The following is a 25,563-nucleotide window of genomic DNA, read 5'->3' as shown; positions in this document are numbered from 1 at the left end:
TGTGCGTCATGACGAAGCCGTTGTGGGTCGTGGCCGGCGCCGTACTCGTGGTGATGGGCCTGGTGTGGACTCTGCAGGGGTTCGACGTGATCGAGGGCAGTGCCATGAGCGGCACCACGACGTGGTCGGTGATCGGGCCGGTCGTCGTGGTGATCGGCGCCGCCCTCGTCTGGGTGGGGCTGCGGGGCAGGAAGTCCTAGCGCCTCGGGACCGACCGTCCACCACCTGAGAACCCGACGACTCCGGTTCGTCCGGACCCTGGCGGTCGGGGTAGTCTGCGTGTCGTTCGACATCCTTTAACGAGCCGTCCTGTGAGGCGGAGAAGGAGGTCCGAGGCTGTTGCCTACGCACCCTCAACCTGAGCCCGACGGGGCTCGCGTGGTCCTCGACGACCGTGACATCGTCCGGGCGCTGACCCGCATCTCGCACGAGATCCTCGAGCGCAACAAGGGCGCCGACGACCTCGTCCTCCTCGGGATCCCCAGCCGCGGCGTGCCGCTGGCCGGGCGGATCGCCGAGCGGATCGCTGCCGTCGAGGGCAACGACGTGCCGGTCGGCTCTCTCGACGTGACGATGTATCGCGATGACCTGCGGATGAAGCCGGCCCGCGCGCTGCTGCACACCGAGATCCCGCCGGGCGGCGTCGACGGCAAGGTCGTCGTACTCGTCGACGACGTCCTGTTCTCCGGCCGCACGATCCGTGCCGCCCTGGACGCCCTCAACGACATCGGCCGACCGAAGGCCGTCCGGCTCGCGGTCCTCGTCGACCGCGGTCACCGCGAGCTGCCGATCCGCGCCGACTTCGTCGGGAAGAACCTCCCGACCTCGCTCGTCGAGCGGGTCAAGGTCACGCTCGCGGGCATCGACGCGGTCGACGCGGTGACGATCGAGGGGGTGGTGGGCGCGTGAAGCGGCACCTGCTGAGCGCGGCCGACCTGAGCCGCGACGACGCCGAGCTGGTCCTGTCGACGGCCGAGGAGATGCGCTCGCTCGCCGACCGGCCGATCAAGAAGCTGCCCGCGCTGCGCGGCCGCACCGTGGTCAACCTGTTCTTCGAGGACTCGACGCGGACCCGGATCAGCTTCGAGGCCGCCGCTAAGCGGCTGTCGGCCGACGTGATCAACTTCGCGGCGAAGGGCTCGAGCCTGTCGAAGGGCGAGAGTCTCAAGGACACCGCGCTGACGCTCGAGGCGATGGGCGCCGACGCCGTGGTGATCCGGCACTCCGCCTCCGGTGCGCCGCACCGGCTCGCGCACTCCGGGTGGGTCCGGTCGAACGTCGTGAACGCCGGCGACGGCACCCACGAGCACCCGACGCAGGCGCTCCTGGACGCGTTCACCATGACCCGGCACCTCGGCCCCCTGGACGGGAGGCGGATCGTGCTGGTCGGTGACGTCCTGCACAGCCGCGTGGCCCGGTCCAACGCGCTGCTGCTGCACACGCTGGGTGCGGAGGTCACGCTGGTGGCGCCGCCGACGCTGCTGCCGGTCGGCATCGAGAGCTGGCCGGTCGAGACGTCGTACGACCTCGACGCGGCGCTGCCGAAGGCGGACGCGGTGATGATGCTGCGGGTCCAGCGGGAGCGGATGCATGGCGGGTTCTTCCCGACCGCGCGCGAGTACTCCCGCCGCTACGGTCTCGACGGCCGCCGGATGGCGAGCCTGCAGGACCACACGATCGTGATGCACCCCGGCCCGATGGTCCGCGGCATGGAGATCACGGCCGACGTGGCCGACTCCCAGCGCTCCGTGATCGTCGAGCAGGTCACCAACGGCGTCGCCGTGCGGATGGCCGTCCTGTACCTGCTGCTGGGCGGCTCCGAGCCCGCCGTCGGAGGAGAAGAGTGAGCACCTCGTACCTGATCAAGAACGTCTCGGTCCTCGGCGGTACGCCGACCGACCTGCTGCTCGAGGACGGCGTGATCGCCGAGGGGAGCAGCGAGGAAGCCGAGGTCATCGACGCCACCGGGCTGATCGCGCTGCCCGGCCTCGTCGACCTGCACACGCACCTGCGTGAGCCGGGCCGCGAGGACGCCGAGACCGTCGAGTCCGGCACCCGCGCCGCGGCGCTCGGCGGCTTCACCGCCGTCCACGCGATGGCCAACACCGAGCCGGTCGCGGACACCGCGGGCGTCGTGGAGCAGGTCTGGCGGCTGGGCCGCGAGGCCGGCTACTGCGACGTGTTCCCGGTCGGCGCCGTCACCGTCGGCCTGCAGGGCGCCCAGCTCGCCGAGCTCGGCGCGATGGCCGACTCGGCCGCCCGCGTCCGGGTGTTCTCCGACGACGGCAAGTGCGTCCACGACCCGGTGCTGATGCGCCGGGCGCTGGAGTACGTCAAGGCGTTCGACGGCGTCGTCGCCCAGCACGCCCAGGAGCCGCGGCTCACGGAGGGCGCGCAGATGAACGAGGGCGAGCTGTCCGGCCGCCTCGGACTGGCCGGCTGGCCCGCGGTGGCGGAGGAGGCGATCATCGCCCGCGACGTGCTGCTCGCCGAGCACGTCGGATCCCGTCTCCACGTGTGCCACCTGAGCACCGCGGGGTCCGTCGAGATCGTGCGCTGGGCCAAGGCCAGGGGCGTCGACGTCACCGCCGAGGCGTGCCCGCACCACCTGCTGCTCACCGACGAGCTCGCGGCGACGTACGACCCGATCTACAAGGTCAACCCGCCGCTGCGCTCGGCCGCGGACGTCGAGGCGGTGAAGGCCGGCCTGGCCGACGGCACCATCGACATCGTCGCCACCGACCACGCGCCGCACCCGCACGAGGACAAGGACTGCGAGTGGGCGGCAGCCGCGTTCGGCATGCTCGGCCTCGAGACCGCGCTGTCGATCGTGCAGCAGACGATGGTCGACACCGGCCTGCTCGACTGGGCCGGCGTCGCCGAGCGGATGTCCTACGCGCCGGCCCGGATCGGCCGCGTCTCCGACCAGCACGGCCGCCCGCTCGAGGTGGGGGAGCCCGCCAACGTGGTGCTCTACGACCCCACGGCCACCCGCACCGTCGACCCCGCCGAGTCGGCCAGCCTGAGCCGCAACACGCCGTACCGCGGCATGGAGCTGCCCGGTCGCGTGGTCGCGACCTTCCTGCGGGGCAAGGCCACCGTGCTCGACGGGAAGCTCGCATGAGCGCCCCGGCGATCCTCGTCCTGGAGGACGGGCGCACCTTCCACGGCGAGTCGTACGGCGCCGAGGGCGAGACGTTCGGCGAGGCGGTCTTCAACACCGGCATGACCGGCTACCAGGAGACGCTCACCGACCCGTCGTACCACCGCCAGGTCGTCGTGATGACCGCGCCGCACATCGGCAACACCGGCGTCAACGACGAGGATCCGGAGAGCAAACGGATCTGGGTCGCCGGGTACGTCGTGCGCGACCCCGCCCGCCGGGCGTCCAACTGGCGCTCCCAGCGCAGCCTCGACGACGAGCTGCGGGCGCAGGGCGTCGTCGGCATCTCCGGCATCGACACCCGGGCGCTGACCCGGCACCTGCGCGAGCGGGGCGCGATGCGGGTCGGGATCTCCACCACCGAGACCGACCCGGCCGCGCTGCTGGAGCGCGTGCAGGCCTCCGGCGAGATGGCCGGCTCCGAGCTGGCGTCCGAGGTCTCCACCGACACGACGTACGTCGTCCCCGCCATCGGCGAGAAGCGGTACACCGTGGCCGCGCTCGACCTCGGCATCAAGGGGATGACCCCGCACCGGATGGCCGAGCGGGGTATCGAGGTGCACGTGCTGCCGGCCACCGCCTCGATCGAGGACGTCAAGGCGGTCGCGCCCGACGGGCTGTTCTACTCCAACGGCCCCGGCGACCCGGCCGCCACCACGCACCAGATCGAGGTGCTCCAGGCGGCGCTGGCCGACGAGATCCCGTACTTCGGCATCTGCTTCGGCAACCAGCTGTTCGGGCGCGCGCTCGGCTTCGGCACCTACAAGCTGAAGTACGGCCACCGCGGCATCAACCAGCCCGTGATGGACCGCACCACCGGCAAGACCGAGGTCACCGCGCACAACCACGGCTTCGCGGTCGACGCGCCCCTCGAGGGCAGCACCACCACGCCGTACGGCGAGGCGAGCGTCAGCCACGTCTGCCTCAACGACGACGTGGTAGAGGGCCTCGAGCTCCGCGACGCCAGTGGGAGGCTCAAGGGCTTCTCGGTCCAGTACCACCCCGAGGCCGCCGCCGGCCCGCACGACGCGGCGTACCTCTTCGACCGGTTCGTGCAGCTCATGGAGGGGCGAGGTGGTTTCGAGGCTCGCTCCGCTCGCACCTCAACCACCGACACGGTGGTTGAGGTGCGAGGCGCGCCAGCGCCGAGCCTCGAAACCACCAGCACGGACGAGGGAGACGACTGATGCCCAAGCGCGAGGACATCAAGAGCGTGATGGTGATCGGCTCCGGCCCGATCATCATCGGCCAGGCCTGCGAGTTCGACTACTCCGGCACCCAGGCGTGCCGGGTGCTCAAGGCCGAGGGGCTCCGGGTGATCTTGGTGAACTCCAACCCGGCCACGATCATGACCGACCCGGAGTTCGCGGACGCCACGTACGTCGAGCCGATCACCCCGGAGTTCGTCGAGAAGGTGATCGCCAAGGAGCGCCCCGACGCGCTGCTCCCGACGCTGGGCGGCCAGACCGCGCTCAACGCCGCGATCGCGCTGCACGAGCGCGGCATCCTCGAGAAGTACGGCGTCGAGATGATCGGCGCCAGCTTCGACGCGATCCACCGCGGCGAGAACCGCGAGCTGTTCAACGCGATCGTGCACAAGGTCGGCGGCGAGGTCGCCCGCAGCTTCGTGTGCCACTCGATGGACGACTGCGAGAAGGCCGCCGGCGAGCTCGGCTTCCCGGTCGTCGTCCGGCCGTCGTTCACCATGGGCGGTACCGGGTCCGGCATCGCGTACGACGCCACCGACCTCCAGCGGATCGCCGGCGCGGGCCTCGCCGCCAGCCCGACCACCGAGGTGCTGATCGAGGAGTCGATCATCGGGTGGAAGGAGTACGAGCTGGAGGTGATGCGCGACAAGGCCGACAACGTCGTGATCATCTGCTCGATCGAGAACCTCGACCCGATGGGCGTGCACACCGGCGACTCCATCACCGTCGCGCCGGCGATGACGCTCACCGACCGCGAGTACCAGCACCTGCGCGACCTGGCGATCGGCATCATCCGCGAGGTCGGCGTCGACACCGGCGGCTGCAACATCCAGTACGCCGTCAACCCGGCCGACGGCCGCGTGATCGTCATCGAGATGAACCCGCGGGTCTCGCGCTCGTCGGCGCTGGCCTCCAAGGCGACCGGCTTCCCGATCGCGAAGATCGCGGCCAAGGTCGCGATCGGCTACACGCTCGACGAGATCCCGAACGACATCACGATGCGCGCCGACGGCTCGAGCACCCCGGCGGCGTTCGAGCCGACGCTCGACTACGTCGTGGTGAAGGTGCCGCGCTTCGCGTTCGAGAAGTTCCCCGGCGCCGACCCGACCCTGACCACGCACATGAAGTCGGTGGGCGAGGCGATGGCGATCGGCCGCAACTTCACCGAGGCGCTGCAGAAGGCGCTGCGATCGCTGGAGTCGAAGGACGCGCTGTTCGACTGGCACCAGGAGTGGGTCGAGCTCGACAAGCCGGCGCTCCTCGACGCGATCCGCACGCCGCACGACGGCCGGCTCAAGAAGGTCATGGACGCGATCCGGGCCGGCGCGACGCCCGAGGAGATCTTCGACGCGACCGGCATCGACCCCTGGTTCGTCGACCAGCTGATGCTGATCAACGAGATCGCCGCCGAGGTGACCGCGGCGCCCGAGCTCACTCCGGCGCTGCTGCGCAAGGCCAAGCGGCACGGCTTCTCGGACGTGCAGATCGGCAAGATCCGCGGCATGACCGCCGACGTCGTGCGGGGGGTCCGCCACGCGCTCGGCATCCGCCCGGTGTTCAAGACCGTCGACACGTGCGCGGCGGAGTTCGCCGCGGCGACGCCGTACCACTACTCGTCGTACGACGAGGAGTCCGAGGTCTCGCCGCGCGAGAAGACCGCGGTGATCATCCTCGGCTCCGGGCCGAACCGGATCGGGCAGGGCATCGAGTTCGACTACTCGTGCGTGCACGCCTCGCTCACGCTGTCCGAGGCCGGCTACGAGACGATCATGGTCAACTGCAACCCGGAGACGGTGTCGACCGACTACGACACCTCCGACCGCCTCTACTTCGAGCCGCTGACGCTCGAGGACGTGCTCGAGATCGTGCACGCCGAGGAGCAGGCCGGTCCGGTCGCGGGCGTGATCTGCCAGCTCGGCGGCCAGACCCCGCTGGGCCTCGCGCAGGGGCTCAAGGACAACGGCGTCACCGTCGTCGGCACCTCGCCCGAGGCGATCCACCTCGCGGAGGAGCGCGGCGCGTTCGGCGCGGTGCTCGCCGACGCCGGGCTGCCGGCGCCCAAGTACGGCATGGCGACCAGCTTCCCCGACGCGCAGCGGATCGCGGCCGAGATCGGCTACCCCGTGATGGTGCGCCCGTCGTACGTCCTGGGCGGCCGCGGCATGCAGATCGTGTACGACGACGCGGCGCTGGAGGACTACATCGCCCGCTCGACCGAGATCGGCCCGAGCCACCCGGTGCTCGTCGACCGGTTCATCGACGACGCGGTCGAGATCGACGTCGACGCGCTGTACGACGGCGACGAGCTCTTCCTCGGCGGCGTGATGGAGCACATCGAGGAGGCCGGCATCCACTCCGGCGACTCGTCGTGCGCGCTGCCGCCGATCACGCTCGGCGCTGCCGAGATCGCCCGGATCCGCACGGCCACCGAGTCGATCGCCCGCGGCGTCGGCGTACGAGGCCTGCTGAACATCCAGTTCGCGCTGGGCTCGGACGTGCTCTACGTGCTCGAGGCCAACCCGCGCGCGAGCCGCACGGTGCCGTTCGTGTCCAAGGCGACCGCGACGCCGCTGGCCAAGGCGGCGGCCCGCGTGATGATGGGGGAGTCGATCGCCTCGCTGCGCAAGAGCGGGCTGCTGCCGGCGACCGGTGACGGCGGCGACCTGCCGGCCGACCAGCCGATCGCGGTCAAGGAGGCGGTGATGCCGTTCAACCGGTTCCGCACCCCCGACGGCAAGCAGGTCGACACCGTGCTCGGCCCGGAGATGAAGTCGACCGGCGAGGTGATGGGCTTCGACGCCGACTTCGGCACCGCGTTCGCCAAGGCCCAGGCCGGGGCGTTCGGTCCGCTGCCCACCAGCGGCAAGGTGTTCGTGAGCATGGCGAACCGCGACAAGCGGCACATGATCTTCCCGATCAAGGTGCTCGCCGAGCACGGCTTCGAGATCCTCGCGACCCAGGGCACCGCCGAGGTGCTGCGCCGCAACGGCGTCGAGACCACGATCGTCCGCAAGCACTACGAGGGCTCCGGCCCGGCCGGAGAGCGGACGACGGTCCAGATGATCCTGGACGGTGAGATCGACCTGGTGATCAACACCCCGAACGGCTCCGCGAGCGGCTCCTCCAGCCGCGCCGACGGCTACGAGATCCGCACGGCGGCGGTGATGGCGAACATCCCGTGCATCACCACCGTGCAGGGCCTCGGCGCCGCGGTGCAGGGCATCGAGGCGATCCGGCGAGGAGACATCGGGGTGCGCTCGCTGCAGGACTGGGCTCGTCACGGTGGTTGAGGTGCGAGCGGAGCGAGCCTCGAAACCACCGGTCTACTCGTTCCTCTTCGACCGGGTCCTGACCCGCACCGACCCCGAGAAGGCGCACCACGCCGCGTTCCGGGCGATCCGGGCGGCCCGTCCGGTCACCGGGCTGCGCCGTACGCCGGGCAACCCGGTGGCGGCGCTCGGCCTGACGTTCCCCAACGTGCTGGGCCTGGCCGCCGGCTTCGACAAGAACGCCGTCGGCATCGATGGCCTCGGCGCGCTCGGGTTCGGCCACGTGGAGATCGGCACGGTCACGGGGGAGGCCCAGCCCGGGAACCCGACGCCACGGCTGTTCCGGCTGCCCGACGATCGGGCCGTGATCAACCGGATGGGCTTCAACAACGACGGCGCCGAGCGGGTGGCCGCGCGGCTGGCCGCACGCGCCTGGGGCCGGCCTCCCGGCGGACCGGTGCTCGGCGTGAACATCGGCAAGTCCAAGGTCGTCCCCGAGGACGAGGCGGTGCGCGACTACGAGAAGTCCGCGCGGCTGCTCGCGCCGCACGCCGACTACCTCGTGGTCAACGTTAGCTCGCCGAACACCCCCGGGCTGCGCAACCTCCAGGCGGTCGAGAAGCTCGAGCCGATCCTGACCGCGGTGCAGAAGATCGCCGAGGGCACGCCGCTGCTGGTGAAGATCGCCCCCGACCTCGCCGACGACGACGTGCTGGGGGTCGCCGACCTGGCGCTGGCGATCGGGCTCGACGGGATCATCGCGACGAACACGACGATCTCCCGCGAGGGCCTGCGCACGCCGGCCGCCCGGGTCGAGGAGATCGGCGCCGGCGGGCTGTCCGGACGGCCGCTGACCGACCGGGCGTGCGACGTGCTGCGGCTGCTGCGCGGTCGCGTCGGGCCCGACCTGACCCTGATCGGGGTCGGCGGCATCACCACGGTCGCCGACGCCCGGGCCCGGCTGGACGCGGGTGCGACCCTGCTCCAGGGCTACACCGCGTTCGTCTACGAGGGGCCGCTGTGGCCGCGCCGGATCGTGAAGGGAGTCCAGCAGTGACCTTCGGAGCCCGCCTCCACGCCGCGATCGCCGACCGTGGCCCGTTCTGCGTCGGCGTCGACCCGCACAGCGTCCTGCTGCAGGAGTGGGGCCTGGGCGACGACGTCGCGGGGCTCGAGTCGTTCGCGCTCACGGCCGTCGAGGCGATCGCGCCGTACGTCTCGGTGATCAAGCCGCAGTCGGCGTTCTACGAGAGGTTCGGCAGCCGCGGGATCGCGGTGCTCGAGCGGGTCATCGCCGAGTCCCGGGCCGCGGGCGCGCTGGTGCTGCTCGACGTGAAGCGTGGGGACATCGGCTCCACCAGCCAGGCGTACGCCGACGCGTACCTCGACCCGACGTCGCCGCTCGCCTCCGACGCGATCACCGTCAGCCCGTTCCTGGGCTTCGGGTCGCTCGACCCGATCATCGACACCGCCCGCCGTCACGACGGTGGCGTCTTCGTGCTCGCGCTGACCTCCAACAAGGAGGGGCCGGAGGTGCAGCACGCCTGCACCGACGACGGCACCGTCGCCGGCCGGATGCTCGACCACCTGCGGCGCCTCAATGCCGACGCCGAGCCGCTCGGCTCCTTCGGCGCGGTCGTCGGCGCCACGATCGGCGCGACGGAGGAGGACCTCGCGTTCAACGGGCCGGTCCTCGCGCCGGGCTTCGGCGCCCAGGGCGGCACGATCGCCGACGTACGCCGGCTCTTCGGCACCGCGGCCGCGGTGCTGCCGAGCTCGTCGCGGGAGGTGCTCCGCCTCGGGCCCGACCGGGCCGCGATGCGCGACTTTGTGCAGCGCACCAACGAGGAGCTGCGGGCATGAGACGCGTCCTGGCCCTGACCCTCCTCGTCGCGCTGCTGGCGGGCTGCGGGTCGGACCAGGACGACTACTGCGACGCCGTCGCCGACCACCAGCAGGAGCTGAGCGACATCGTCGGCAGCGGCCAGCCGGACGCCCTGCTCCGAGCGCTCGACGTGTTCCACGACCTGCAGGACCGGGCGCCGGACGACATCAGCGACGAGTGGCAGCAGCTGGTCGGGCGGATCGAGGCGCTGCAGGCGGCACTGGACGACGCCGGCGTCGACCCGGCGACGTACGACCGCGACGACCCGCCTGCGGGGCTGACCGACGAGCAGACCGCCGCGATCGACGCCGCGGCGCGGGAGCTCGGCAGCGGCACCACGCTCCGGGCGCTGCAGGATCTCGACCAGCAGGCCCGTGACGTCTGCAAGACCCCGCTCACGCTGTAGCCGGCGCCAACCCCCACCAGGGGCCCGCATGGCGCGGAGGACCCGACTCTGACTAGGGTGACCACACTTCGTCCACTCCGTCAGAAGGACCTCGCACGTGGCACTGCCCCCGCTCACCCCCGAACAGCGCCAGGCGGCGCTCGAGAAGGCCGCCGCCTCCCGCAGGGAGCGGGCCGAGGTGAAGAACCGGCTCAAGAACTCCGGCGCCTCGATCTCCGAGGTGATCGAGGAGGGCCAGCGCAACGAGGTCATCGGCAAGATGAAGGTCGTCGACCTCCTCCAGTCGATGCCCGGCCTGGGCAAGGTCCGCGCCCGCCAGCTCATGGAGCGACTCGGCATCGCCGAGAGCCGCCGGGTGCGCGGCCTCGGCGCCAAGCAGGTCGCGGCGCTCGAGAAGGAGTTCGCCGGGCGTGAGTGACGCGCCCCAGAGCCGGCGCTCGCGCCTCGTCGTGCTCGCCGGGCCGACCGCGGTCGGCAAGGGGACGGTGGCCGCCGAGGTGCGGCGTACCCACCCCGAGGTCTGGATCTCGGTGTCCGCGACCACCCGCGCGCCGCGCCCGGGCGAGGAGAACGGCGTCCACTACTGGTTCGTCTCCGACGAGGAGTTCGACCGGATGGTCGCCGAGGACGACCTGCTCGAGTGGGCGGTCGTGCACAAGGCCGCCCGGTACGGCACCCCGCGCCAGCCCGTCGACCTCGCGCTGGCCTCCGGCCACCCCGCGATGCTGGAGATCGACCTCCAGGGCGCGCGGCAGGTGCGCGAGACCATGCCGGACGCGCTGTTCGTGTTCCTGGCACCCCCGTCGTGGGAGGAGCTGGAGCGCCGGCTGGTCGGCCGCGGGACCGAGACCGAGGAGGAACGGGCCCGCCGCCTCGAGACCGCGCGGGACGAGCTGGCCGCCGAGGCGGAGTTCGACGTGACGATCGTCAACCACGAAGTTCACGATGCTGCGGAGCAGTTGGTAGCCTTGATGGAGCAATCCCCAACCGATCTGTGAGGCATCCAAGCGTGTCTGCTCCCAACATCGCCGCCGAGGGCGTCACCAACCCCTCGATCGACGACCTGCTCACCAAGACCGACAGCAAGTACAAGCTGGTCCTCTACAGCGCCAAGCGTGCCCGGCAGATCAACGCCTACTACTCGCAGCTGGGCGAGGGCCTGCTCGAGTACGTCGGCCCGCTCGTTGACACCCACGTCCAGGAGAAGCCGCTCTCGATCGCGCTGCGCGAGATCAACGAGGACCTGCTGACCTGCGAGGACATCGACCCGGCCGAGCTGGCCGCCGAGGAGGCTGCCGCCAAGGCTGCCGCCGCGGACGCCGGCTCCTCGCTGAGCGAGTGACCCACTGACCACCAGCACCACGCACGAGGCCGCTTCCCCGTCGGGGGAGCGGCCGCGTGTCGTTCTCGGCGTCTCCGGCGGGATCGCGGCCTACAAGGCCTGCGAGCTGCTGCGCCGGCTCACCGAGTCCGGGCACGACGTGACCGTCGTGCCGACGGCCGCGGCTCTGGAGTTCGTCGGCGCGCCGACCTGGTCGGCGCTGTCCGGCAAGCCGGTCGCGACCGACGTGTGGAGCGACGTCCACGAGGTCCCGCACGTGCGGATCGGCCAGTCCGCCGACCTGGTCGTCGTCGCCCCGGCCACCGCCGACGTGCTGGCCAAGGCCGCCCACGGGCTCGCCGACGACCTGCTCACCAACACCCTGCTCACCGCTCGCTGCCCGGTCGTCTTCGCGCCGGCCATGCACACCGAGATGTGGGAGCACCCCGCGACCCAGGCGAACGTCGCCACCCTGCGCGAGCGTGGCGCCCTGGTCATCGAGCCCGCCGAGGGCCGGCTCACCGGCAAGGACACCGGCAAGGGCCGGCTCCCCGAGCCGCTCGAGATCTTCGACGTCTGCCGTGAGGTGCTCGCCCGCGGCACGACCGGCGGGCTCGACCTCGCCGGCCGCCACGTCGTCGTCTCGGCCGGCGGCACCCGGGAGTACCTCGACCCCGTCCGCTTCCTCGGCAACCGGTCCTCGGGCCTGCAGGGCTACGCCCTGGCCCGTGCGGCGGCCGCCCGTGGCGCGGAGGTCACCCTCGTCGCCGCCAACGTCGCGCTGCCCGACCCGGCCGGGGTGAAGGTCGTCCGGGTCGAGACCACCGTCCAGCTGCGCGACGAGGTCGTCGCCGCGGCAGCCGCCGCCGACGCCGTCGTGATGGCCGCGGCACCCGCGGACTTCCGGCCGACCGACCCCAGCGGCACCAAGATCAAGAAGGCGGCCGACGGCTCGGCGCCCGCGATCACGCTGGCCCAGAACCCCGACATCCTCCACGAGATCAGCACCCAGCGCGCCCGCGCCGGCCAGGTGATCGTCGGCTTCGCCGCCGAGACCGGCGACGACACCGGCTCGGTGCTCGACCTCGGCCGCGCCAAGCTCGCGCGCAAGGGTTGCGACCTGCTCGTCGTCAACGACGTGAGCGGGGGAGCGGTCTTCGGCAGCCCCGAGAACGAGGCGGTGATCCTCGGCGCCGACGGCGCGGCGGTGGAGGTCGCACGCGGCTCGAAGAGCGCGTTGGCGCATGTCATCTGGGACGAAGTAACCCGACGACTTCCCTCTGGTTAGGGTGTGCGCATGACTGGACGCCTGTTCACCTCGGAGTCTGTGACCGAGGGCCACCCCGACAAGATCGCCGACCAGATCAGCGACTCCGTGCTCGACGCGATGCTCGAGCAGGACCCGCACAGCCGGGTCGCCGTGGAGACCCTGCTGACGACCGGGCTCGTCGTGGTGGCCGGCGAGGTGACGACGACCGGGTACGTCGACATCAAGCAGAAGGTGCGCGACCGGATCCTCGAGATCGGCTACGACTCCTCGCTCAAGGGCTTCGACGGCGCGTCCTGTGGCGTGATGGTCGCGATCGGCGGCCAGTCCGGCGACATCGCCCAGGGCGTCGACACCGGCCACGAGAGCCGCACCGGCTCCGTGGACGCCATGGACAAGCAGGGCGCCGGCGACCAGGGCCTGATGTTCGGCTACGCGTGCGACGACACCGACGTGCTGATGCCGCTGCCGATCGTCATCGCGCAGCGCCTCGCCGAGCAGCTCACCGCGGTGCGCAAGGACGGCACGCTGCCGTACCTGCGTCCGGACGGGAAGACCCAGGTCACCATCGAGTACGACGCCGACAACCGCCCGGTGCGCGTCGACACCGTCGTGCTCTCCTCGCAGCACGACGAGGACACCCAGCTCGACACCCTCGAGGCCGACGTCAAGAAGCACGTCATCGATCCGGTGCTCTCGACGTTCAACATCCCGTCCGAGGGCTACCGGCTGCTCGTGAACCCGACCGGGCGCTTCGTCGTCGGCGGCCCGATGGGCGACGCCGGCCTCACCGGGCGCAAGATCATCGTCGACACCTACGGCGGCATGGCCCGCCACGGCGGCGGCGCGTTCTCGGGCAAGGACCCCTCGAAGGTCGACCGCTCGGCCGCCTACGCGATGCGCTGGGTCGCCAAGAACGTCGTGGCCGCCGGCCTCGCCACCCGCTGCGAGGCGCAGGTCGCCTACGCGATCGGCAAGGCCCAGCCCGTCGGCGTCTTCATCGAGACCTACGGCACCGGCGTGGTGAGCGACGAGCAGATCCAGCAGGCCGTGCTCCAGGTGTTCGACCTGCGCCCGGCCGCGATCATCCGCGACCTCGACCTGCTGCGCCCGATCTACGCCAAGACCGCGGCGTACGGCCACTTCGGCCGCGAGCTCCCCGAGTTCACGTGGGAGCGCACCGACCGGGCCGACGCGCTGAAGGCCGCCGCGGGGATCTGACGCACCACTCGGCGCGTCGGTGGGCGCTGGTAGAACTGCGACCATGACCGACCCGCAACCCGAGCTGCTGCCGGGGATGGTCCGGGCGTCGGTCAAGCAGTCGCAGGCCAAGGCGCGGGCCACCCGGGCCCGCAAGGCCGCGGAGGCGGAGCCTGCTGCCGTCGACCCGGTCGCGCAGGTGCTCGTCGACCTCCCGCTCGCACACCTCGACCGGCCCTTCGACTACGCCGTCCCGGCCTCGATGGCGCAGAGCGCCGTCCCCGGCGTCCGGGTGAAGGTGCGCTTCGCCGGCCAGGACGTCGACGGCTACGTCGTCGGCCGGTCCGCCGCCTCCGACCACGCGGGCCGGCTCGCGCCGCTGCGCCGCGTGGTCAGCGCCGAGCCGGTCCTGGCGCCCCAGGTGGCGGCGCTCTCCGCCGACCTCGCCGAGCGGTACGCCGGCGCGCGCGCCGACGTGCTGCGGCTCGCCGTACCGGCCCGGCACGCGACCACCGAGAAGGAGCAGTCGCCGCCGGCCGAGCCGATCGTCCGGGACGCGGCCGCCGGGGAGGCGGCCTGGGCCGACCACGTCCCGGGCGTGGCCTTCCTGCGGCACCTCGCCGAGGGCGCGGCCCCCCGCGCGGTGTGGACCGCCGCTCCGGCGACCGACTGGCCGCTGCTGATGGCCCACGCGGTCGCGGCCACGGTGGACTCCGGGCGCGGTGCGCTGGTCTGCGTCCCCGACGGCAAGGACGTCGCCCGCGTCGACCAGGCCCTGACCGAGGTGCTCGGGCCGGACCGCCACGTCACGCTCACCGCCGACTCCGGCCCGGCCCAGCGCTACCGCGACTTCCTCGCGGTCAGCCGAGGCGCCCGCCGGGTCGTCGTCGGCACCCGGGCCGCGAGCTTCGCCCCGGTCCACGAGCTCGGCCTGGTCGTCATCTGGGACGACGGTGACGACCTGCACGCCGAGCCGCGTGCGCCGTACCCGCACACGCGCGAGACGCTGCTGCTGCGCGCGGAGCGGGAGGGGGCCGCGGCACTGCTCGGCGGCTTCGTGCGGACCGTGGAGGGGGAGTACCTCCTCCGCACGGGCTGGGCGCGCGAGCTGGCCCCGACCCGCGAGGCCCGCCGCCGGGTGACCGTCGCCATCGCGGGTGAGCCGGTCTTCAACGACGTGCAGGCGCGCGGGGCGCGGATCCCGCGCGAGGTCCACCTCGCGATCCGCGACGCGATCGAGCACGGGCCGGTGCTCGTGCAGACGCCGCGGCTGGGGTACGCCACGGCGCTGGCGTGCGAGCGCTGTCGTACGCCCGCGCGCTGCGCGGCCTGCCAGGGCCCGCTGGCGCTGACCGGGCCGACCACCCCGCCCGCGTGCCGCTGGTGCGGCGTCGTCGCGGAGGCGTGGGCCTGCCAGGAGTGTGGTCACCGCGGGCTGCGCGCGCCGGTGCTGGGCGATGCGCGGACCGCCGAGGAGCTCGGGCGCGCCTTCGCAGGAGTCACGGTGCGCTCCAGCTCGGGCGACCAGGTGCTCGCGACCGTGAGCGCCAAGCCGCAGATCGTGGTGGCGACGCCCGGGGGCGAGCCGGTCGCGGACGGCGGCTACTCCGCCGTCGTGCTGCTCGACACCTGGCTGCTGCTGTCCCGCATCGACCTGCGCGCGGGCGAGGAGGCGCTGCGCCGCTGGGCGAACGCCGCCGCCCTCGCCCGGCCCGGGGGCCGGGTCGTCGCGGTCGGCGACCCCGCCCACCCCGCCCTCCAGGCGCTGGTGCGCTGGGACCCCGCCGGCTTCGCTGCACGCGAGACCACCGAGCGGTCCGAGGCGCACCTCCCTCCGGTCAGCCGGCTGGCGACGATCACGGGCGAGCCCGGGGCGATCGACGACGCCCTCACGCTGCTCTCCGCACCCGACAGCGCTGAGGTGCTCGGTCCGGTCGACGTCGGCGAGGGCGAGTCCCGCGTCGTCGTCCGGGTGCCGCGCGCCCGCGGCCTCGAGCTGTCCCACGCCCTGGGCGAGCTGCAGCGGGTCCGCTCCAGCCGCAAGCTGGACGCCGTGCGCATCCAGGTCGATCCGCCGACCCTCTGAGCCCATCCCTAGACTGACCGCGTGGCCATTCAGCCGATTCGCCTGTTCGGCGACCCGATCCTCCGCAAGCCCGCCCTCGAGGTCGTGGACTTCGACAAGGAGCTGCGCAAGCTCGTCGAGGACCTCACCGACACGATGCTCGACGCCCCGGGGGCCGGTCTCGCGGCACCGCAGATCGGCGTGGGTCTGCGGGTCTTCACCTGGTACGTCGACGGGGAGCCCGGCCACCTGGTCAACCCGCAGCTGGACCTCTCGACCGAGATCCAGGACGGCCCGGAGGGCTGCCTGTCGATCCCCGAGCTGACCTTCGACTGCAAGCGGGCGCTGTCCGTCGTCGCCCGCGGCTTCAACATGCACGGCGACCCGGTGACCATCGAGGGCTCCGACCTGCTCGCCCGCGCGATCCAGCACGAGACCGACCATCTCGACGGCGTCCTGTTCATCGACCGGCTCGACACCGAGGCCCGCAAGGCCGCGATGCGCGAGATCCGCGAGTCGGAGTGGTTCGGTCTGGAGCAGCCCCTGGTGAAGGTCTCGCCGCACGCCACCCGAGGCTTCGGGATCTGATGCGGATCGTCTTCGCCGGCACGCCCGAGGTCGCCGTCCCTGCGCTGGACGCCATCGCCGCGTCCGACCACGACCTGGTGGGCGTCGTCACCCGGCCCGACGCTCCGGCCGGCCGGGGCCGCAAGCTGGTCGCCAGCCCGGTCGGGCAGCGCGCGGAGGAGCTCGGCGTACCGGTCCTCAAGCCGGAGCACCCGCGCGACCCCGACTTCCAAGATGCGCTCCGGGCGCTCGAGCCCGACTGCTGCGCGGTCGTCGCGTACGGCGCGCTGCTGCCGCAGTCGGCGCTCGACATCCCGGTCCACGGCTGGGTGAACCTGCACTTCTCGGTGCTGCCCGCCTGGCGCGGCGCCGCGCCGGTGCAGCACTCCATCTGGTCGGGTGACGAGGTCACGGGCGCGAGCACGTTCCGGATCGTCAAGGAGCTCGATGCCGGACCGGTGTTCGGCATCATGACCGAGCGGATCCTCCCCGGCGACACGTCCGGCGACCTCCTCGCGCGGCTCGCCGAGGGCGGTGCCGGGCTGCTGGTGAAGACCATGGACGGCATCGCCGACGGCTCGCTCGAGGCGCGCGAGCAGCCCGCCGACGGGCTGTCGTACGCCCCCAAGATCGAGACCGACGACGCCCGCGTCGACTGGACCCAGCCGGCCATCGCGATCGAGCGCCAGATCCGCGCGTGCACACCGGCCCCGGGCGCGTGGACGACGTACGACGGCGAGCGGCTCAAGCTCGGCCCGGTCACCGTGACCGACCTGGCCCTGCCGCCCGGCGAGCTCGCCGCGGGCAAGAGCCGGGTGGTCGTCGGCACCGGCACCCACGCCGTGCTGCTCGGCGACGTCAAGGCGTTCGGGAAGAAGCAGATGCCGGCCGCGGACTGGGCGCGCGGCGTCCGGATCGAGAGCGGGACGGTGCTGGGTGAAGGCTGAGGCCCGGTCGCGCAGCAAGGTCGACCCGGCGCGCCTGGCCGCGCTCGAGGTGCTGAAGGCGGTGCGGGTCGACGACGCGTACACCAACCTCGTGCTGCCGTCGGTGCTCCGCCAGCACGGCCTGACCGGGCGGGACGCGGCGTTCGTCACCGAGCTGGTGTCCGGGACCATCCGGCGTCGGGGCACCTACGACGCGATCCTGGCCGCCTGCATCGACCGCCCGCTGGGCAAGGTCGAGGCGAAGGTGCTCGACGCGCTGCGGCTGGGCACCCACCAGCTGCTCTCCATGCGGGTCCCCGCGCACGCCGCGATCAGCACCACCGTGGACCTGGTGCGCGCCAAGGTCAGCTCCGGCGCGGGCGGCTTCGCGAACGCCGTCCTCCGCAAGGTCACCGCCCACGACATCGACGCCTGGATCGCCCGGGTCGCCCCCGACCCGGCGACCGCGCCCGGTCGGTACGGCGCGATCGCGTACAGCCACCCTGCCTGGATCGTCGACGAGCTCCAGGCCGCGGTCGGCGCCGACGAGCTGTTCGCGCTGCTCGCCGCCGACAACGAGCCGCCCCGGGTGACGCTCGTGGCCCGGCCCGGGCGCGCGACCCGTGAGGAGCTCCCGGGCGAGCCGACGCCGTACTCGCCGTACGGCGTGACGCTCACCGGGGGCGACCCCGGCGAGGTCCCGGCCGTCGCCGAGGGCCGCGCGGGCGTGCAGGACGAGGGGTCGCAGCTGGTGGCGGTGGCGCTGGCCGCCGCACCGGTCGACGGCCCCGACGGAGACTGGCTCGACCTGTGCGCCGGACCCGGCGGCAAGGCCGCGCTGCTCGCCGCGCTGGCGGCCGAGCGCGGCGCGGGCCTGGTCGCCGCCGAGCGGCAGGAGCACCGGGCGCGCCTGGTGCAGCGCGCGCTGGCGGGGTCTCCCGGGGTGCGTGGCGTGGTCGCGTCCGACGGCACCGCCCCGCCCTTCGCGCCGGGTGGCTTCGACCGGGTCCTCGTCGACGCCCCGTGCACCGGCCTCGGTGCGCTGCGCCGCCGTCCGGAGGCGCGGTGGCGCCGGCGCGCCGACGACCTGCTCGCCCTGGTGCTGCTGCAGCGGCGGCTGGTGTCAGCCGCGCTCGACCTGACCCGGCCCGGGGGAGTCGTGCTCTACGCGACCTGCTCCCCGGTGCTGTCCGAGACCCAGGGCGTGGTGTCCTCGGTGCTCAGCACCCGCGCCGACGTCCGTCTCGAGGACGCGACGGGCCTGCTGCCCGGCGTGCCTGACTGTGCCGGGCCGGTTCCAGGCACGATCCAGCTGTGGCCGCACCGGCACGGCACGGACGCGATGTTCCTGGCCCTGCTGCGACGTACCGCCTAGGGGACCGCGGGCGTCCAGACGAGGCCGCGTTGAGCAGGGTGGTGCGGGCGTAGGCGACCGGGTTCTCGGTCCGAGTGGTCCGCGGCCAGGAGGCGTACATGCGCGCGTACGCCGTCTGGGTCAGGTCCTCGGCGAGGTGGTGGTCGGCCGTGAGCAGCAGGGCGGCACGGTGCAGCTGGGGCGCCGTGGCCCGCACGAACTCGGCGAACGCGCCCTGCTCGGAGTGCTCTGGGTTGCTCACACCTGTTCGACTCCTCGACCCCGGGGCCGCGTTGCAGTCAGTCGAGGACGTGGCGCAGGTAGCGACCGGGCGCGTCGAGGTAGGCCTTCCAGTGCTGCACGAGCTCGAGGTCCTCCCACGACGTACGGCGCAGGCCCCACTCGCCGACCTCGAGGATCGTGGCGCCGGTCATCGCGGCCAGCACCGGCGAGTGGGTCGCGCACAGCACCTGTCCGCCAGCGTCGACGATGCGGCCGAGCGTGCCGATCAGCGCGAGCGTCGACGAGAACGACAGCGCCGCCTCGGGCTCGTCGAGGCAGTAGAAGCCGGGGGAGTCGAACCGGGTGCGCAGCACCTCGAGGAACGACTCCCCGTGGCTCATCTCGTGGAACTTCGGCCCGCCGCCGGTGCTCTCGCTGTACGTGTACCAGCCGTGCATGGTCTCGGCGCGCAGGAAGAACCCCCACCGCGCCGCGCCGATGCCACGCCGGAGCCTGAGCGCCCCGGCAAGTGGGGATTCGGTGGCCCGCGTGGAGTAGTGGCCCTGGGCGGACCCGCCCTCCGGCGACAGGCCGTACGCCGCGGCGACCGCCTCCACGATGGTCGACTTGCCGGAGCCGTTCTCGCCGACGAGGAAGGTCACGAACGGCGACAGCTCGAGCCCGTCTCGGACCAGCTGCGAGACCGCCGGGATCGTCAGGGGCCAGGCACCGTCCGGCAGGATCCCGCCCTCGGCGGACACGCTGACCACGGGCGGCTGGTCGAAGTCCATGTCCGAACCGTAGGCGGTCGAACCCCCTAGGCTCGCGGCATGCCGTCCAAGCCGCCTGCGGTCGAGATCGAGGTCGACAACCGGGTCGTGCGGGTCAGCAACCCGGACCGCGTGTACTTCCCGGAGTCGGGTGCGACCAAGCTCGACCTGGTCGAGTACTACCTCGCCGTCGGGCCCGGCATCGTGAACGCGCTCTTCGAGCGGCCGTGCATGCTGCACCGGTTCCCGAAGGGCCTGGCCGGCGACAAGGTCCACCAGAAGCGGCTGCCCAACGGTGCGCCGCCGTGGGTCGAGACGGTCCAGCTGCACTTCCCGCGCTGGAACCGCACCGCCGACGAGCTCTGCGTCACCGAGCTCGGCTCGGTGATCTGGGCGGTGCAGATGTCGACGGTCGAGTTCCACCCGTGGAACAGCCGGCGGGAGGACACCGAGAAGCCCGACGAGTGGCGCATCGACCTCGACCCGGGCCCGCTGAGCGACTACGACCAGGTGCGCCGCGTCGCCCACGTCGCGCACGAGGTCCTCGACGAGCTCGGCGCGACCGGGTTCCCGAAGACCAGCGGCAGCAAGGGCCTGCACGTCTACGTGCGGATCCGCCCCGACCACGGCTTCAAGGAGGTACGCCGCGCCGCGCTCGCGTTCGCCCGCGAGGTCGAGCGCCGCGCCCCGGACGACGTCACCACCACCTGGTGGAAGAAGGACCGCGACCCGCACCACCTGTTCGTCGACTACAACCAGAACGCCCGCGACCACACGATCGCGGCGGCGTACTCCGTCCGCGGCCTCCCTGACGCCCGCGTCTCCACACCCGTGCGCTGGGACGAGATCGACGACGCCGACCCGCGCGACTTCACGATCTTCACGGTGCCGCAGCGGTTCGCCGAGCTGGGCGACCTGCACGCCGACATCGACGACCATGTCTTCGACATCGCCCCCCTGCTGGAGTGGGCCGAGCGCGACGAGCACGAGGGTGCCGCCCCACCCGCCGACCCGGAGGACTGATCAGCTCCCTGCCGCGACGGCCGAGCCGGGATCAGCCGCGGATCTCCGCCATCCGCAGCCGCACCATCTCCACGACCACGTCGTCGGGCAGCGGCACGTCCGGGGTGCACTGCACGCCGCCCTTGGTCAGGGTGAAGCCGTCGAGCCGGTCGCGCACCGCGTCGACCACCTCGGGGCTGAACGGGTAGACGCCCACGTGCGCCTTCGCCTGGTTCAGGCCCAGGAGCGGCTTGCCCTTCCACCGCCAGGCGGGCATGCCGTAGCTGGTGCCCTCCTCGGCGTCCGGCGCGACGCCCAGCACCAGGCCGCGGACGTGGTCGTGGAGGTCGTCATAGGTCGCCACGGGACTCACCCTAGACTCGCGCCCGTGGGTCACATCCAGATCACGCCGAGCATCCTCAACGCCGACTTCGCCGACCTCGGCGCCGAGGTCGCGCGCATCCCCAGCGCCGACTGGGTGCACGTGGACGTGATGGACAACCACTTCGTCCCGAACCTCACGTTCGGGCCCACGATGCTCGAGGCCCTCGCCCGCAGCACCGACGTACCCCTCGACGCGCACCTGATGATCGAGGACGCCGACCGCAACGCGCTGGCGTACGTCGAGGCCGGTGCCGGCTCGGTGACGTTCCACGTCGAGGCCGCCCGGGCGCCGGTGCGGCTGGCGCGCGAGATCCGGTCGCACGGCGCGCGGGCCAGCATGGCGCTGCGTCCGGCCACGCCGATCGAGCCCTACGAGGACCTGCTCGCCGAGCTCGACATGGTGCTGATCATGACCGTCGAGCCCGGCTTCGGTGGCCAGAAGTTCCTCGACCTGTGCCTGCCCAAGATCCGCCGCGCCCGCGAGTTGATGGACAAGCACGGCGTCGAGACCTGGCTGCAGGTCGACGGCGGGGTGTCGCTGGACACCATCGCCCGTTGTGCCGAGGCCGGCGCCGACGTGTTCGTCGCCGGCTCGGCCGTCTACTCGGCCGACGACCCCGACCGGATGGTCGCCGAGCTGCGCGCCGCCGCCGAGGCCGCCTCGTCCGTGTGACGCGAACCACCACGACGTCGGCGCGGCGGCTGTGGCAGACTCGCCCCGACGAGAATTCATTCTCGCGTGCTCTGGGGTCGGTGAAATTCCGAGCCGGCGGTGAAAGTCCGCGACCCGGTCACAGCCAGTGACCGGTTGACCAGGTGGAACTCCTGGACCGACGGTCAAAGTCCGGATGGGAAGCGCACGCAGGTGTCGTCGACACGTACGTCGTACGTGCGCGACCCGTCAGCCCCGGAGTCCGTGACCGGACACGAGGGGCCACCAGTGACCAGCGGAGCCACCACGGCAGCCGAGCGGGCCGCGATGCTGCGCGCCCTCGAGCTCGCCGCGACCCCCGGCGTCCCGCTCGGCCCCAACCCCCGGGTGGGCTGTGTCCTGCTCGACGCCGACGGCGCGACCGTCGCCGAGGGCTACCACCGCGGCGCGGGCACCCCGCACGCCGAGGCCGACGCGCTCGCCCGGGCCGGCGACCGCGCCCGCGGCACCACGGCGGTCGTCACCCTCGAGCCGTGCAACCACCACGGCCGCACCGGCCCCTGCGCCCAGGCCCTCATCGACGCCGGCGTACGCCGGGTCGTGTTCGCGCAGTCCGACCCCAACCCGACCGCCGCCGGTGGCGCCGACACCCTGCGTGCCGCCGGCATCCAGGTTGAATCGGGACTTCTGACGGTTGAATCGGGACTTCTGAACAAGGTCTGGACGTTCGCGGTGACGCACCGCCGCCCGTTCGTCACCTGGAAGTTCGCGACCACGCTCGACGGGCGCAGCGCCGCCGCCGACGGCACCAGCCGCTGGGTCAGCTCGCCGGCGGCCCGGCACGACACCCACCGGCTCCGCGCCCTCTGCGACGTGATGCTGGTCGGCACCAACACCGTCGAGGTCGACGACCCACTGCTCACCGTCCGCGACGAGCACGACCAGCCGCTCGCGACCCAGCCGCTGCGCGTGGTCATGGGGGAGCGCGAGCTCGACCCCGGCCGCCGGATCTTCAACGGTGACGCCGAGACCGTGCACCTGCGCACCCGCGACCCCGAGCAGGCGCTGGAGCAGCTGTTCGCCCGGGACCGCCAGCACGTCTTCCTCGAGGGCGGGCCGACCCTGGCCGCGGCGTTCCTGAAGGCCGGGCTCGTCGACGAGATCGTCGTGTACGTCGCCCCCATGCTCCTCGGCGCCGGGCGCAGCGCGGTCGCCGACCTCGGAATCACCACGATCGCCGACGCGTTCCGTCCCCGCGTCACGGACGTCACCGTGCTCGACGCCCCCGACGGGCAGAGCGAGCCCAACGTGCGCATCACCCTCACTCCAGGAGAGAGCTGACATGTTCACCGGAATCGTCGAGGAGCTCGGCGCCGTCGCCGCGGTCGAGGACCAGGGCGACGCCATCCGCCTCGCCATCACCGCCACGACCGTGCTCGAGGGCACCGGTCTGGGCGACTCGATCTCCGTCAACGGCTGCTGCCTGACCGTCACCAGCATCGACGGCGACACCTGGACCGCCGACGTCATGCAGGAGACGCTCGACAAGACCAGCCTGTACGGCGTCCGCCCCGGCGACCCCGTGAACCTGGAGCGTGCCGTCACCGCGGACAAGCGCCTCGGCGGGCACATCGTCCAGGGCCACGTCGACGGCGTCGGGGAGGTCGTCAGCCGCACCCCCAGCGAGCACTGGGAGGTCGTGGAGATCGCGATGCCTCCCGAAGACGAGAAGGGGTCGCTGAGCCGCTACCTCGTCGACAAGGGCTCGATCACCGTCGACGGCGTCAGCCTCACGGTCGTCGAGGCCGGGGCCGACCGCTTCACGGTCAGCCTGATCCCCGAGACGCTCGCCCGCACCACGCTCGGCACCCGCCAGCCGGGGGACCGGGTCAACCTCGAGGTCGACGTCATCGCCAAGTACGTCGAGCGGCTCCTGCCGTACCAGAAGGAGCAGGCGTGAGCGCCCTCGCGTCGCTGTACGACGCCCACCTCGACATCGCCGGCCACTCGATCACGTGGCGCGAGATCCTCGGCAACGCCTTCGGCTTCGCCTCGGCCGTCGGTGGCCTGCGCCGCCGGGTCTGGGCCTGGCCGGTCGGGATCGTCGGCAACGTCTTGCTGTTCACCGTGTTCATCGCCGCGACGTTCGACGCCCACGCCCAGCAACCGCTGTTCGGCCAGGCCGCGCGCCAGGTCTTCTTCATCGCCACCAGCATCTACGGCTGGTACCGCTGGAACCAGACCCGCACCGCCCACGGGGGAGGCGACGCACCCGCCGTCGACCCGCGCTGGGCGACGACCCGCGAGCGGGTGGCCTACCTGCTCGTCGCCGCGGCCGGCGTCCTGGTCTGCCAGTGGGTGTTCTCCGTCGTCGGCGCCGGCTGGCCCGCGCCGCGCTGGTACTACTGGTGCGACGCCTGGATCTTCGTCGGCTCGATGATCGCGACCTATGCGATGGCCCGCGGCTGGAACGACTTCTGGCTGGCCTGGATCGCGGTCGACCTCGTGGGCGTGCCGCTGCTGTGGCACTCGGGCTACTACCCGTCCGCGATCCTCTACGTCTTCTACGGCGGACTCTGCATCGCCGGCTTCATCACCTGGCTGCGGGCGACCGCACCCAGCCCCGGCACCACCGAACGGGAGAAGGTCCCCGCATGAGCGAACCGCAGCACGACAACGTCCGGCTCGACTCGATCGAGCGCGCCATCGCCGACATCGCCGCCGGCAAGGCGGTCATCGTGGTCGACGACGAGACGCGTGAGAACGAGGGCGACATCATCTTCGCCGCGAGCAAGGCGACTCCGGAGCTGATGGCGTTCACGATCCGGCACAGCAGCGGCGTCATCTGCGTCCCGATGCCGGCCGACATGCTCGACCGGCTCGAGATCCCGCTGATGACCCCGCACAACAAGGACAAGCTGCGTACGGCGTACACGATCTCCGTCGACGCCCGCGACGGCGTCAGCACGGGCATCTCCGCGGCCGACCGGGCGCACACCGCACGGGTGCTGGCCGACTCCGCCACCGAGCCGTGGGAGATCACCCGGCCCGGGCACGTCTTCCCGCTGCGCTACCGCGAGGGCGGTGTGCTGGTCCGCCGCGGCCACACCGAGGCCGCGGTCGACCTCGCCAAGCTCGCCGGGCTGACCCCGGCCGGCGTCCTGGTCGAGGTCGTCAACGACGACGGAACCATGAAGCGCGCGCCCGAGCTGCGCGAGTTCGCCGACGAGCACGGGCTCGCGATGATCTCGATCGACGACCTGGTGCGCTACCGCCGCCGCCACGAGAACCTCGTCGAGCGGGTCGCCGAGACCCGGCTGCCCACGCGCTTCGGCGACTTCACGGCGTACGGCTACAAGATCACCGTCGACGACTCCGAGCACATCGCGCTCGTGTACGGCGACGTCTCGGGCGACGAGCCGGTCCTCACCCGCGTCCACTCCGAGTGCCTGACCGGCGACGTGTTCGGCTCGGCGCGCTGCGACTGCGGCCCGCAGCTCGACGAGGCCCTCGAGCGGATCGTCGAGGAGGGCCGCGGCGTCGTGGTCTACCTGCGTGGCCACGAGGGTCGCGGGATCGGGCTGGTCGCGAAGCTGCAGGCCTACCAGCTCCAGGACGGCGGCCGGGACACCGTCGACGCCAACCTCGACCTCGGGCTGCCCGCCGACGCCCGCCACTACGGCACCGCGACCCAGGTGCTGCGCGACCTCGGCATCCGCAGCGTGCGGCTGATGACCAACAACCCCGACAAGGTCCGCAATCTCGAGGACTTCGGTGTCCCGGTGGCGGCGCGGGTCCCGCTCACGCCGCACCCGAACGACCACAATCTGGCCTACCTGCTCACGAAGCGGGATCGGATGGGCCACGACCTGCCCAACCTCGACCTGAAGGACGGAGCCTGA

At 72.4% G+C, this 25,563-nt stretch carries 26 protein-coding genes, 1 pseudogene and 1 riboswitch; of the genes and pseudogenes, 24 read left to right on the top strand and 3 right to left on the bottom strand.

What is annotated here, in order from left to right:
• The first annotated feature begins 8 nt into the window (after nt 1-8).
• From ABD875_RS21140 to ABD875_RS21055, 18 genes are all read left to right on the top strand, one after another.
• Nucleotides 9-200 carry a hypothetical protein gene (locus ABD875_RS21140; RefSeq protein ID WP_345182021.1) on the top strand — a complete coding sequence of 64 codons (192 nt, stop codon included), beginning with the start codon at nt 9-11 and terminating at the stop codon, nt 198-200.
• A gap of 139 nt (nt 201-339) precedes the next feature.
• Nucleotides 340-909, top strand: coding sequence for a bifunctional pyr operon transcriptional regulator/uracil phosphoribosyltransferase PyrR (pyrR, locus tag ABD875_RS21135; RefSeq protein ID WP_345182020.1), 570 nt, complete (start codon nt 340-342; stop codon nt 907-909).
• Nucleotides 906-1,847, top strand: coding sequence for an aspartate carbamoyltransferase catalytic subunit (locus tag ABD875_RS21130; protein ID WP_345182018.1), 942 nt, complete (start codon nt 906-908; stop codon nt 1,845-1,847). The genes pyrR and ABD875_RS21130 overlap by 4 nt, the downstream gene beginning before the upstream one ends.
• Nucleotides 1,844-3,124 (top strand): dihydroorotase, encoded by a 1,281-nt coding sequence (locus ABD875_RS21125; RefSeq protein ID WP_345182016.1) that lies wholly within the window; start codon nt 1,844-1,846, stop codon nt 3,122-3,124. Before ABD875_RS21130 ends, ABD875_RS21125 begins: the two co-directional genes overlap by 4 nt.
• Nucleotides 3,121-4,350, top strand: a complete 1,230-nt coding sequence (gene carA, locus ABD875_RS21120; RefSeq protein WP_345182013.1) for a glutamine-hydrolyzing carbamoyl-phosphate synthase small subunit — start codon at nt 3,121-3,123, stop codon at nt 4,348-4,350. Before ABD875_RS21125 ends, carA begins: the two co-directional genes overlap by 4 nt.
• Nucleotides 4,350-7,661: a carbamoyl-phosphate synthase large subunit gene (gene carB / locus ABD875_RS21115; protein ID WP_345182011.1), complete on the top strand. Its 3,312-nt coding sequence runs from the start codon at nt 4,350-4,352 to the stop codon at nt 7,659-7,661. The genes carA and carB overlap by 1 nt, the downstream gene beginning before the upstream one ends.
• 1 nt (nt 7,662) lies before the next feature.
• A complete protein-coding gene (locus tag ABD875_RS21110; RefSeq protein WP_345182010.1) occupies nt 7,663-8,697 on the top strand; it encodes a quinone-dependent dihydroorotate dehydrogenase in 1,035 nt (344 codons plus the stop codon).
• Nucleotides 8,694-9,503, top strand: coding sequence for an orotidine-5'-phosphate decarboxylase (gene pyrF, locus ABD875_RS21105; RefSeq protein WP_345182008.1), 810 nt, complete (start codon nt 8,694-8,696; stop codon nt 9,501-9,503). The genes ABD875_RS21110 and pyrF overlap by 4 nt, the downstream gene beginning before the upstream one ends.
• Nucleotides 9,500-9,931, top strand: coding sequence for a hypothetical protein (locus ABD875_RS21100; RefSeq protein WP_345182005.1), 432 nt, complete (start codon nt 9,500-9,502; stop codon nt 9,929-9,931). The genes pyrF and ABD875_RS21100 overlap by 4 nt, the downstream gene beginning before the upstream one ends.
• A 97-nt stretch (nt 9,932-10,028) precedes the next feature.
• The gene (mihF, locus tag ABD875_RS21095) at nt 10,029-10,349 is read left to right on the top strand and encodes an integration host factor, actinobacterial type (RefSeq protein WP_345182003.1); all 321 of its coding nucleotides are present in this window, start codon (nt 10,029-10,031) and stop codon (nt 10,347-10,349) included.
• Nucleotides 10,342-10,929, top strand: coding sequence for a guanylate kinase (gene gmk, locus ABD875_RS21090; protein ID WP_345182001.1), 588 nt, complete (start codon nt 10,342-10,344; stop codon nt 10,927-10,929). The genes mihF and gmk overlap by 8 nt, the downstream gene beginning before the upstream one ends.
• A gap of 11 nt (nt 10,930-10,940) precedes the next feature.
• Nucleotides 10,941-11,273, top strand: coding sequence for a DNA-directed RNA polymerase subunit omega (gene rpoZ, locus ABD875_RS21085; protein WP_345181999.1), 333 nt, complete (start codon nt 10,941-10,943; stop codon nt 11,271-11,273).
• Between the two features lie 4 nt (nt 11,274-11,277).
• A complete protein-coding gene (coaBC, locus tag ABD875_RS21080) occupies nt 11,278-12,540 on the top strand; it encodes a bifunctional phosphopantothenoylcysteine decarboxylase/phosphopantothenate--cysteine ligase CoaBC (RefSeq protein WP_345182590.1) in 1,263 nt (420 codons plus the stop codon).
• A 9-nt stretch (nt 12,541-12,549) separates the two neighbouring features.
• Entirely contained in the window at nt 12,550-13,740 is a 1,191-nt protein-coding gene (metK, locus tag ABD875_RS21075; RefSeq protein WP_345181997.1) for a methionine adenosyltransferase, read from the top strand.
• A 43-nt stretch (nt 13,741-13,783) separates the two neighbouring features.
• Nucleotides 13,784-15,805 (top strand): primosomal protein N', encoded by a 2,022-nt coding sequence (locus ABD875_RS21070; RefSeq protein WP_345181995.1) that lies wholly within the window; start codon nt 13,784-13,786, stop codon nt 15,803-15,805.
• Nucleotides 15,806-15,826: 21 nt separating this feature from the next.
• Nucleotides 15,827-16,372, top strand: coding sequence for a peptide deformylase (gene def / locus ABD875_RS21065; protein WP_345181993.1), 546 nt, complete (start codon nt 15,827-15,829; stop codon nt 16,370-16,372).
• Nucleotides 16,372-17,298 (top strand): methionyl-tRNA formyltransferase, encoded by a 927-nt coding sequence (fmt, locus tag ABD875_RS21060; protein WP_345181990.1) that lies wholly within the window; start codon nt 16,372-16,374, stop codon nt 17,296-17,298. The genes def and fmt overlap by 1 nt, the downstream gene beginning before the upstream one ends.
• Nucleotides 17,288-18,652 carry an RsmB/NOP family class I SAM-dependent RNA methyltransferase gene (locus tag ABD875_RS21055; protein WP_345181988.1) on the top strand — a complete coding sequence of 455 codons (1,365 nt, stop codon included), beginning with the start codon at nt 17,288-17,290 and terminating at the stop codon, nt 18,650-18,652. The genes fmt and ABD875_RS21055 overlap by 11 nt, the downstream gene beginning before the upstream one ends.
• 34 nt (nt 18,653-18,686) lie before the next feature.
• Here the strand turns inward: ABD875_RS21055 and ABD875_RS21050 are convergent.
• Both ABD875_RS21050 and ABD875_RS21045 read right to left on the bottom strand, forming a co-directional pair.
• A pseudogene (locus tag ABD875_RS21050) lies at nt 18,687-18,848 on the bottom strand (sigma factor); the annotation flags it as partial.
• A gap of 82 nt (nt 18,849-18,930) precedes the next feature.
• Complete coding sequence (locus ABD875_RS21045; RefSeq protein ID WP_345181987.1) at nt 18,931-19,644, bottom strand: AAA family ATPase; 714 nt, start codon at nt 19,642-19,644, stop codon at nt 18,931-18,933.
• Nucleotides 19,645-19,683: 39 nt separating this feature from the next.
• Between ABD875_RS21045 and ligD the strand changes: the two genes are divergently transcribed.
• A complete protein-coding gene (ligD, locus tag ABD875_RS21040) occupies nt 19,684-20,646 on the top strand; it encodes a non-homologous end-joining DNA ligase (protein WP_345181986.1) in 963 nt (320 codons plus the stop codon).
• Nucleotides 20,647-20,677: 31 nt separating this feature from the next.
• Here the strand turns inward: ligD and ABD875_RS21035 are convergent, their stop codons facing one another.
• Complete coding sequence (locus ABD875_RS21035; protein WP_345181984.1) at nt 20,678-20,989, bottom strand: iron chaperone; 312 nt, start codon at nt 20,987-20,989, stop codon at nt 20,678-20,680.
• Nucleotides 20,990-21,013: 24 nt separating this feature from the next.
• Between ABD875_RS21035 and rpe the strand changes: the two genes are divergently transcribed.
• From rpe to ABD875_RS21010, 5 genes are all read left to right on the top strand, one after another.
• Nucleotides 21,014-21,682: a ribulose-phosphate 3-epimerase gene (rpe, locus tag ABD875_RS21030; protein ID WP_345181983.1), complete on the top strand. Its 669-nt coding sequence runs from the start codon at nt 21,014-21,016 to the stop codon at nt 21,680-21,682.
• Nucleotides 21,683-21,744: 62 nt separating this feature from the next.
• A riboswitch (FMN riboswitch) is annotated at nt 21,745-21,874 on the top strand.
• A gap of 114 nt (nt 21,875-21,988) precedes the next feature.
• Nucleotides 21,989-23,002, top strand: coding sequence for a bifunctional diaminohydroxyphosphoribosylaminopyrimidine deaminase/5-amino-6-(5-phosphoribosylamino)uracil reductase RibD (gene ribD / locus ABD875_RS21025; protein WP_379188465.1), 1,014 nt, complete (start codon nt 21,989-21,991; stop codon nt 23,000-23,002).
• A gap of 1 nt (nt 23,003) precedes the next feature.
• Nucleotides 23,004-23,621, top strand: coding sequence for a riboflavin synthase (locus ABD875_RS21020; RefSeq protein WP_345181980.1), 618 nt, complete (start codon nt 23,004-23,006; stop codon nt 23,619-23,621).
• Nucleotides 23,618-24,319: a nicotinamide riboside transporter PnuC gene (pnuC, locus tag ABD875_RS21015; RefSeq protein ID WP_345181979.1), complete on the top strand. Its 702-nt coding sequence runs from the start codon at nt 23,618-23,620 to the stop codon at nt 24,317-24,319. Before ABD875_RS21020 ends, pnuC begins: the two co-directional genes overlap by 4 nt.
• Nucleotides 24,316-25,563 (top strand): bifunctional 3,4-dihydroxy-2-butanone-4-phosphate synthase/GTP cyclohydrolase II, encoded by a 1,248-nt coding sequence (locus ABD875_RS21010; protein ID WP_345181977.1) that lies wholly within the window; start codon nt 24,316-24,318, stop codon nt 25,561-25,563. Before pnuC ends, ABD875_RS21010 begins: the two co-directional genes overlap by 4 nt.

Origin of the sequence: Nocardioides caricicola (assembly GCF_039541135.1) — a bacterium.
In the GTDB taxonomy this organism is placed as follows: Bacteria; Actinomycetota; Actinomycetes; order Propionibacteriales; family Nocardioidaceae; genus Nocardioides; species Nocardioides caricicola.
This window is presented reverse-complemented; position numbering and strand designations above follow the sequence as displayed.

Bases quoted from the DNA above. Each gene is read 5' to 3' on its own strand.
- ABD875_RS21070 (WP_345181995.1), top strand. From the start codon at position 13,784: ATGACCGACCCGCAACCCGAGCTGCTGCCGGGGATGGTCCGGGCGTCG.
- ABD875_RS21020 (WP_345181980.1), top strand. From the start codon at position 23,004: ATGTTCACCGGAATCGTCGAGGAGCTCGGCGCCGTCGCCGCGGTCGAG.
- ABD875_RS21140 (WP_345182021.1), top strand. From the start codon at position 9: ATGACGAAGCCGTTGTGGGTCGTGGCCGGCGCCGTACTCGTGGTGATG.
- carA (WP_345182013.1), top strand. From the start codon at position 3,121: ATGAGCGCCCCGGCGATCCTCGTCCTGGAGGACGGGCGCACCTTCCAC.
- ligD (WP_345181986.1), top strand. From the start codon at position 19,684: ATGCCGTCCAAGCCGCCTGCGGTCGAGATCGAGGTCGACAACCGGGTC.
- carB (WP_345182011.1), top strand. From the start codon at position 4,350: ATGCCCAAGCGCGAGGACATCAAGAGCGTGATGGTGATCGGCTCCGGC.
- ABD875_RS21045 (WP_345181987.1), bottom strand. From the start codon at position 19,644: ATGGACTTCGACCAGCCGCCCGTGGTCAGCGTGTCCGCCGAGGGCGGG.
- fmt (WP_345181990.1), top strand. From the start codon at position 16,372: ATGCGGATCGTCTTCGCCGGCACGCCCGAGGTCGCCGTCCCTGCGCTG.
- metK (WP_345181997.1), top strand. From the start codon at position 12,550: ATGACTGGACGCCTGTTCACCTCGGAGTCTGTGACCGAGGGCCACCCC.
- ribD (WP_379188465.1), top strand. From the start codon at position 21,989: ATGCTGCGCGCCCTCGAGCTCGCCGCGACCCCCGGCGTCCCGCTCGGC.
- ABD875_RS21100 (WP_345182005.1), top strand. From the start codon at position 9,500: ATGAGACGCGTCCTGGCCCTGACCCTCCTCGTCGCGCTGCTGGCGGGC.
- ABD875_RS21010 (WP_345181977.1), top strand. From the start codon at position 24,316: ATGAGCGAACCGCAGCACGACAACGTCCGGCTCGACTCGATCGAGCGC.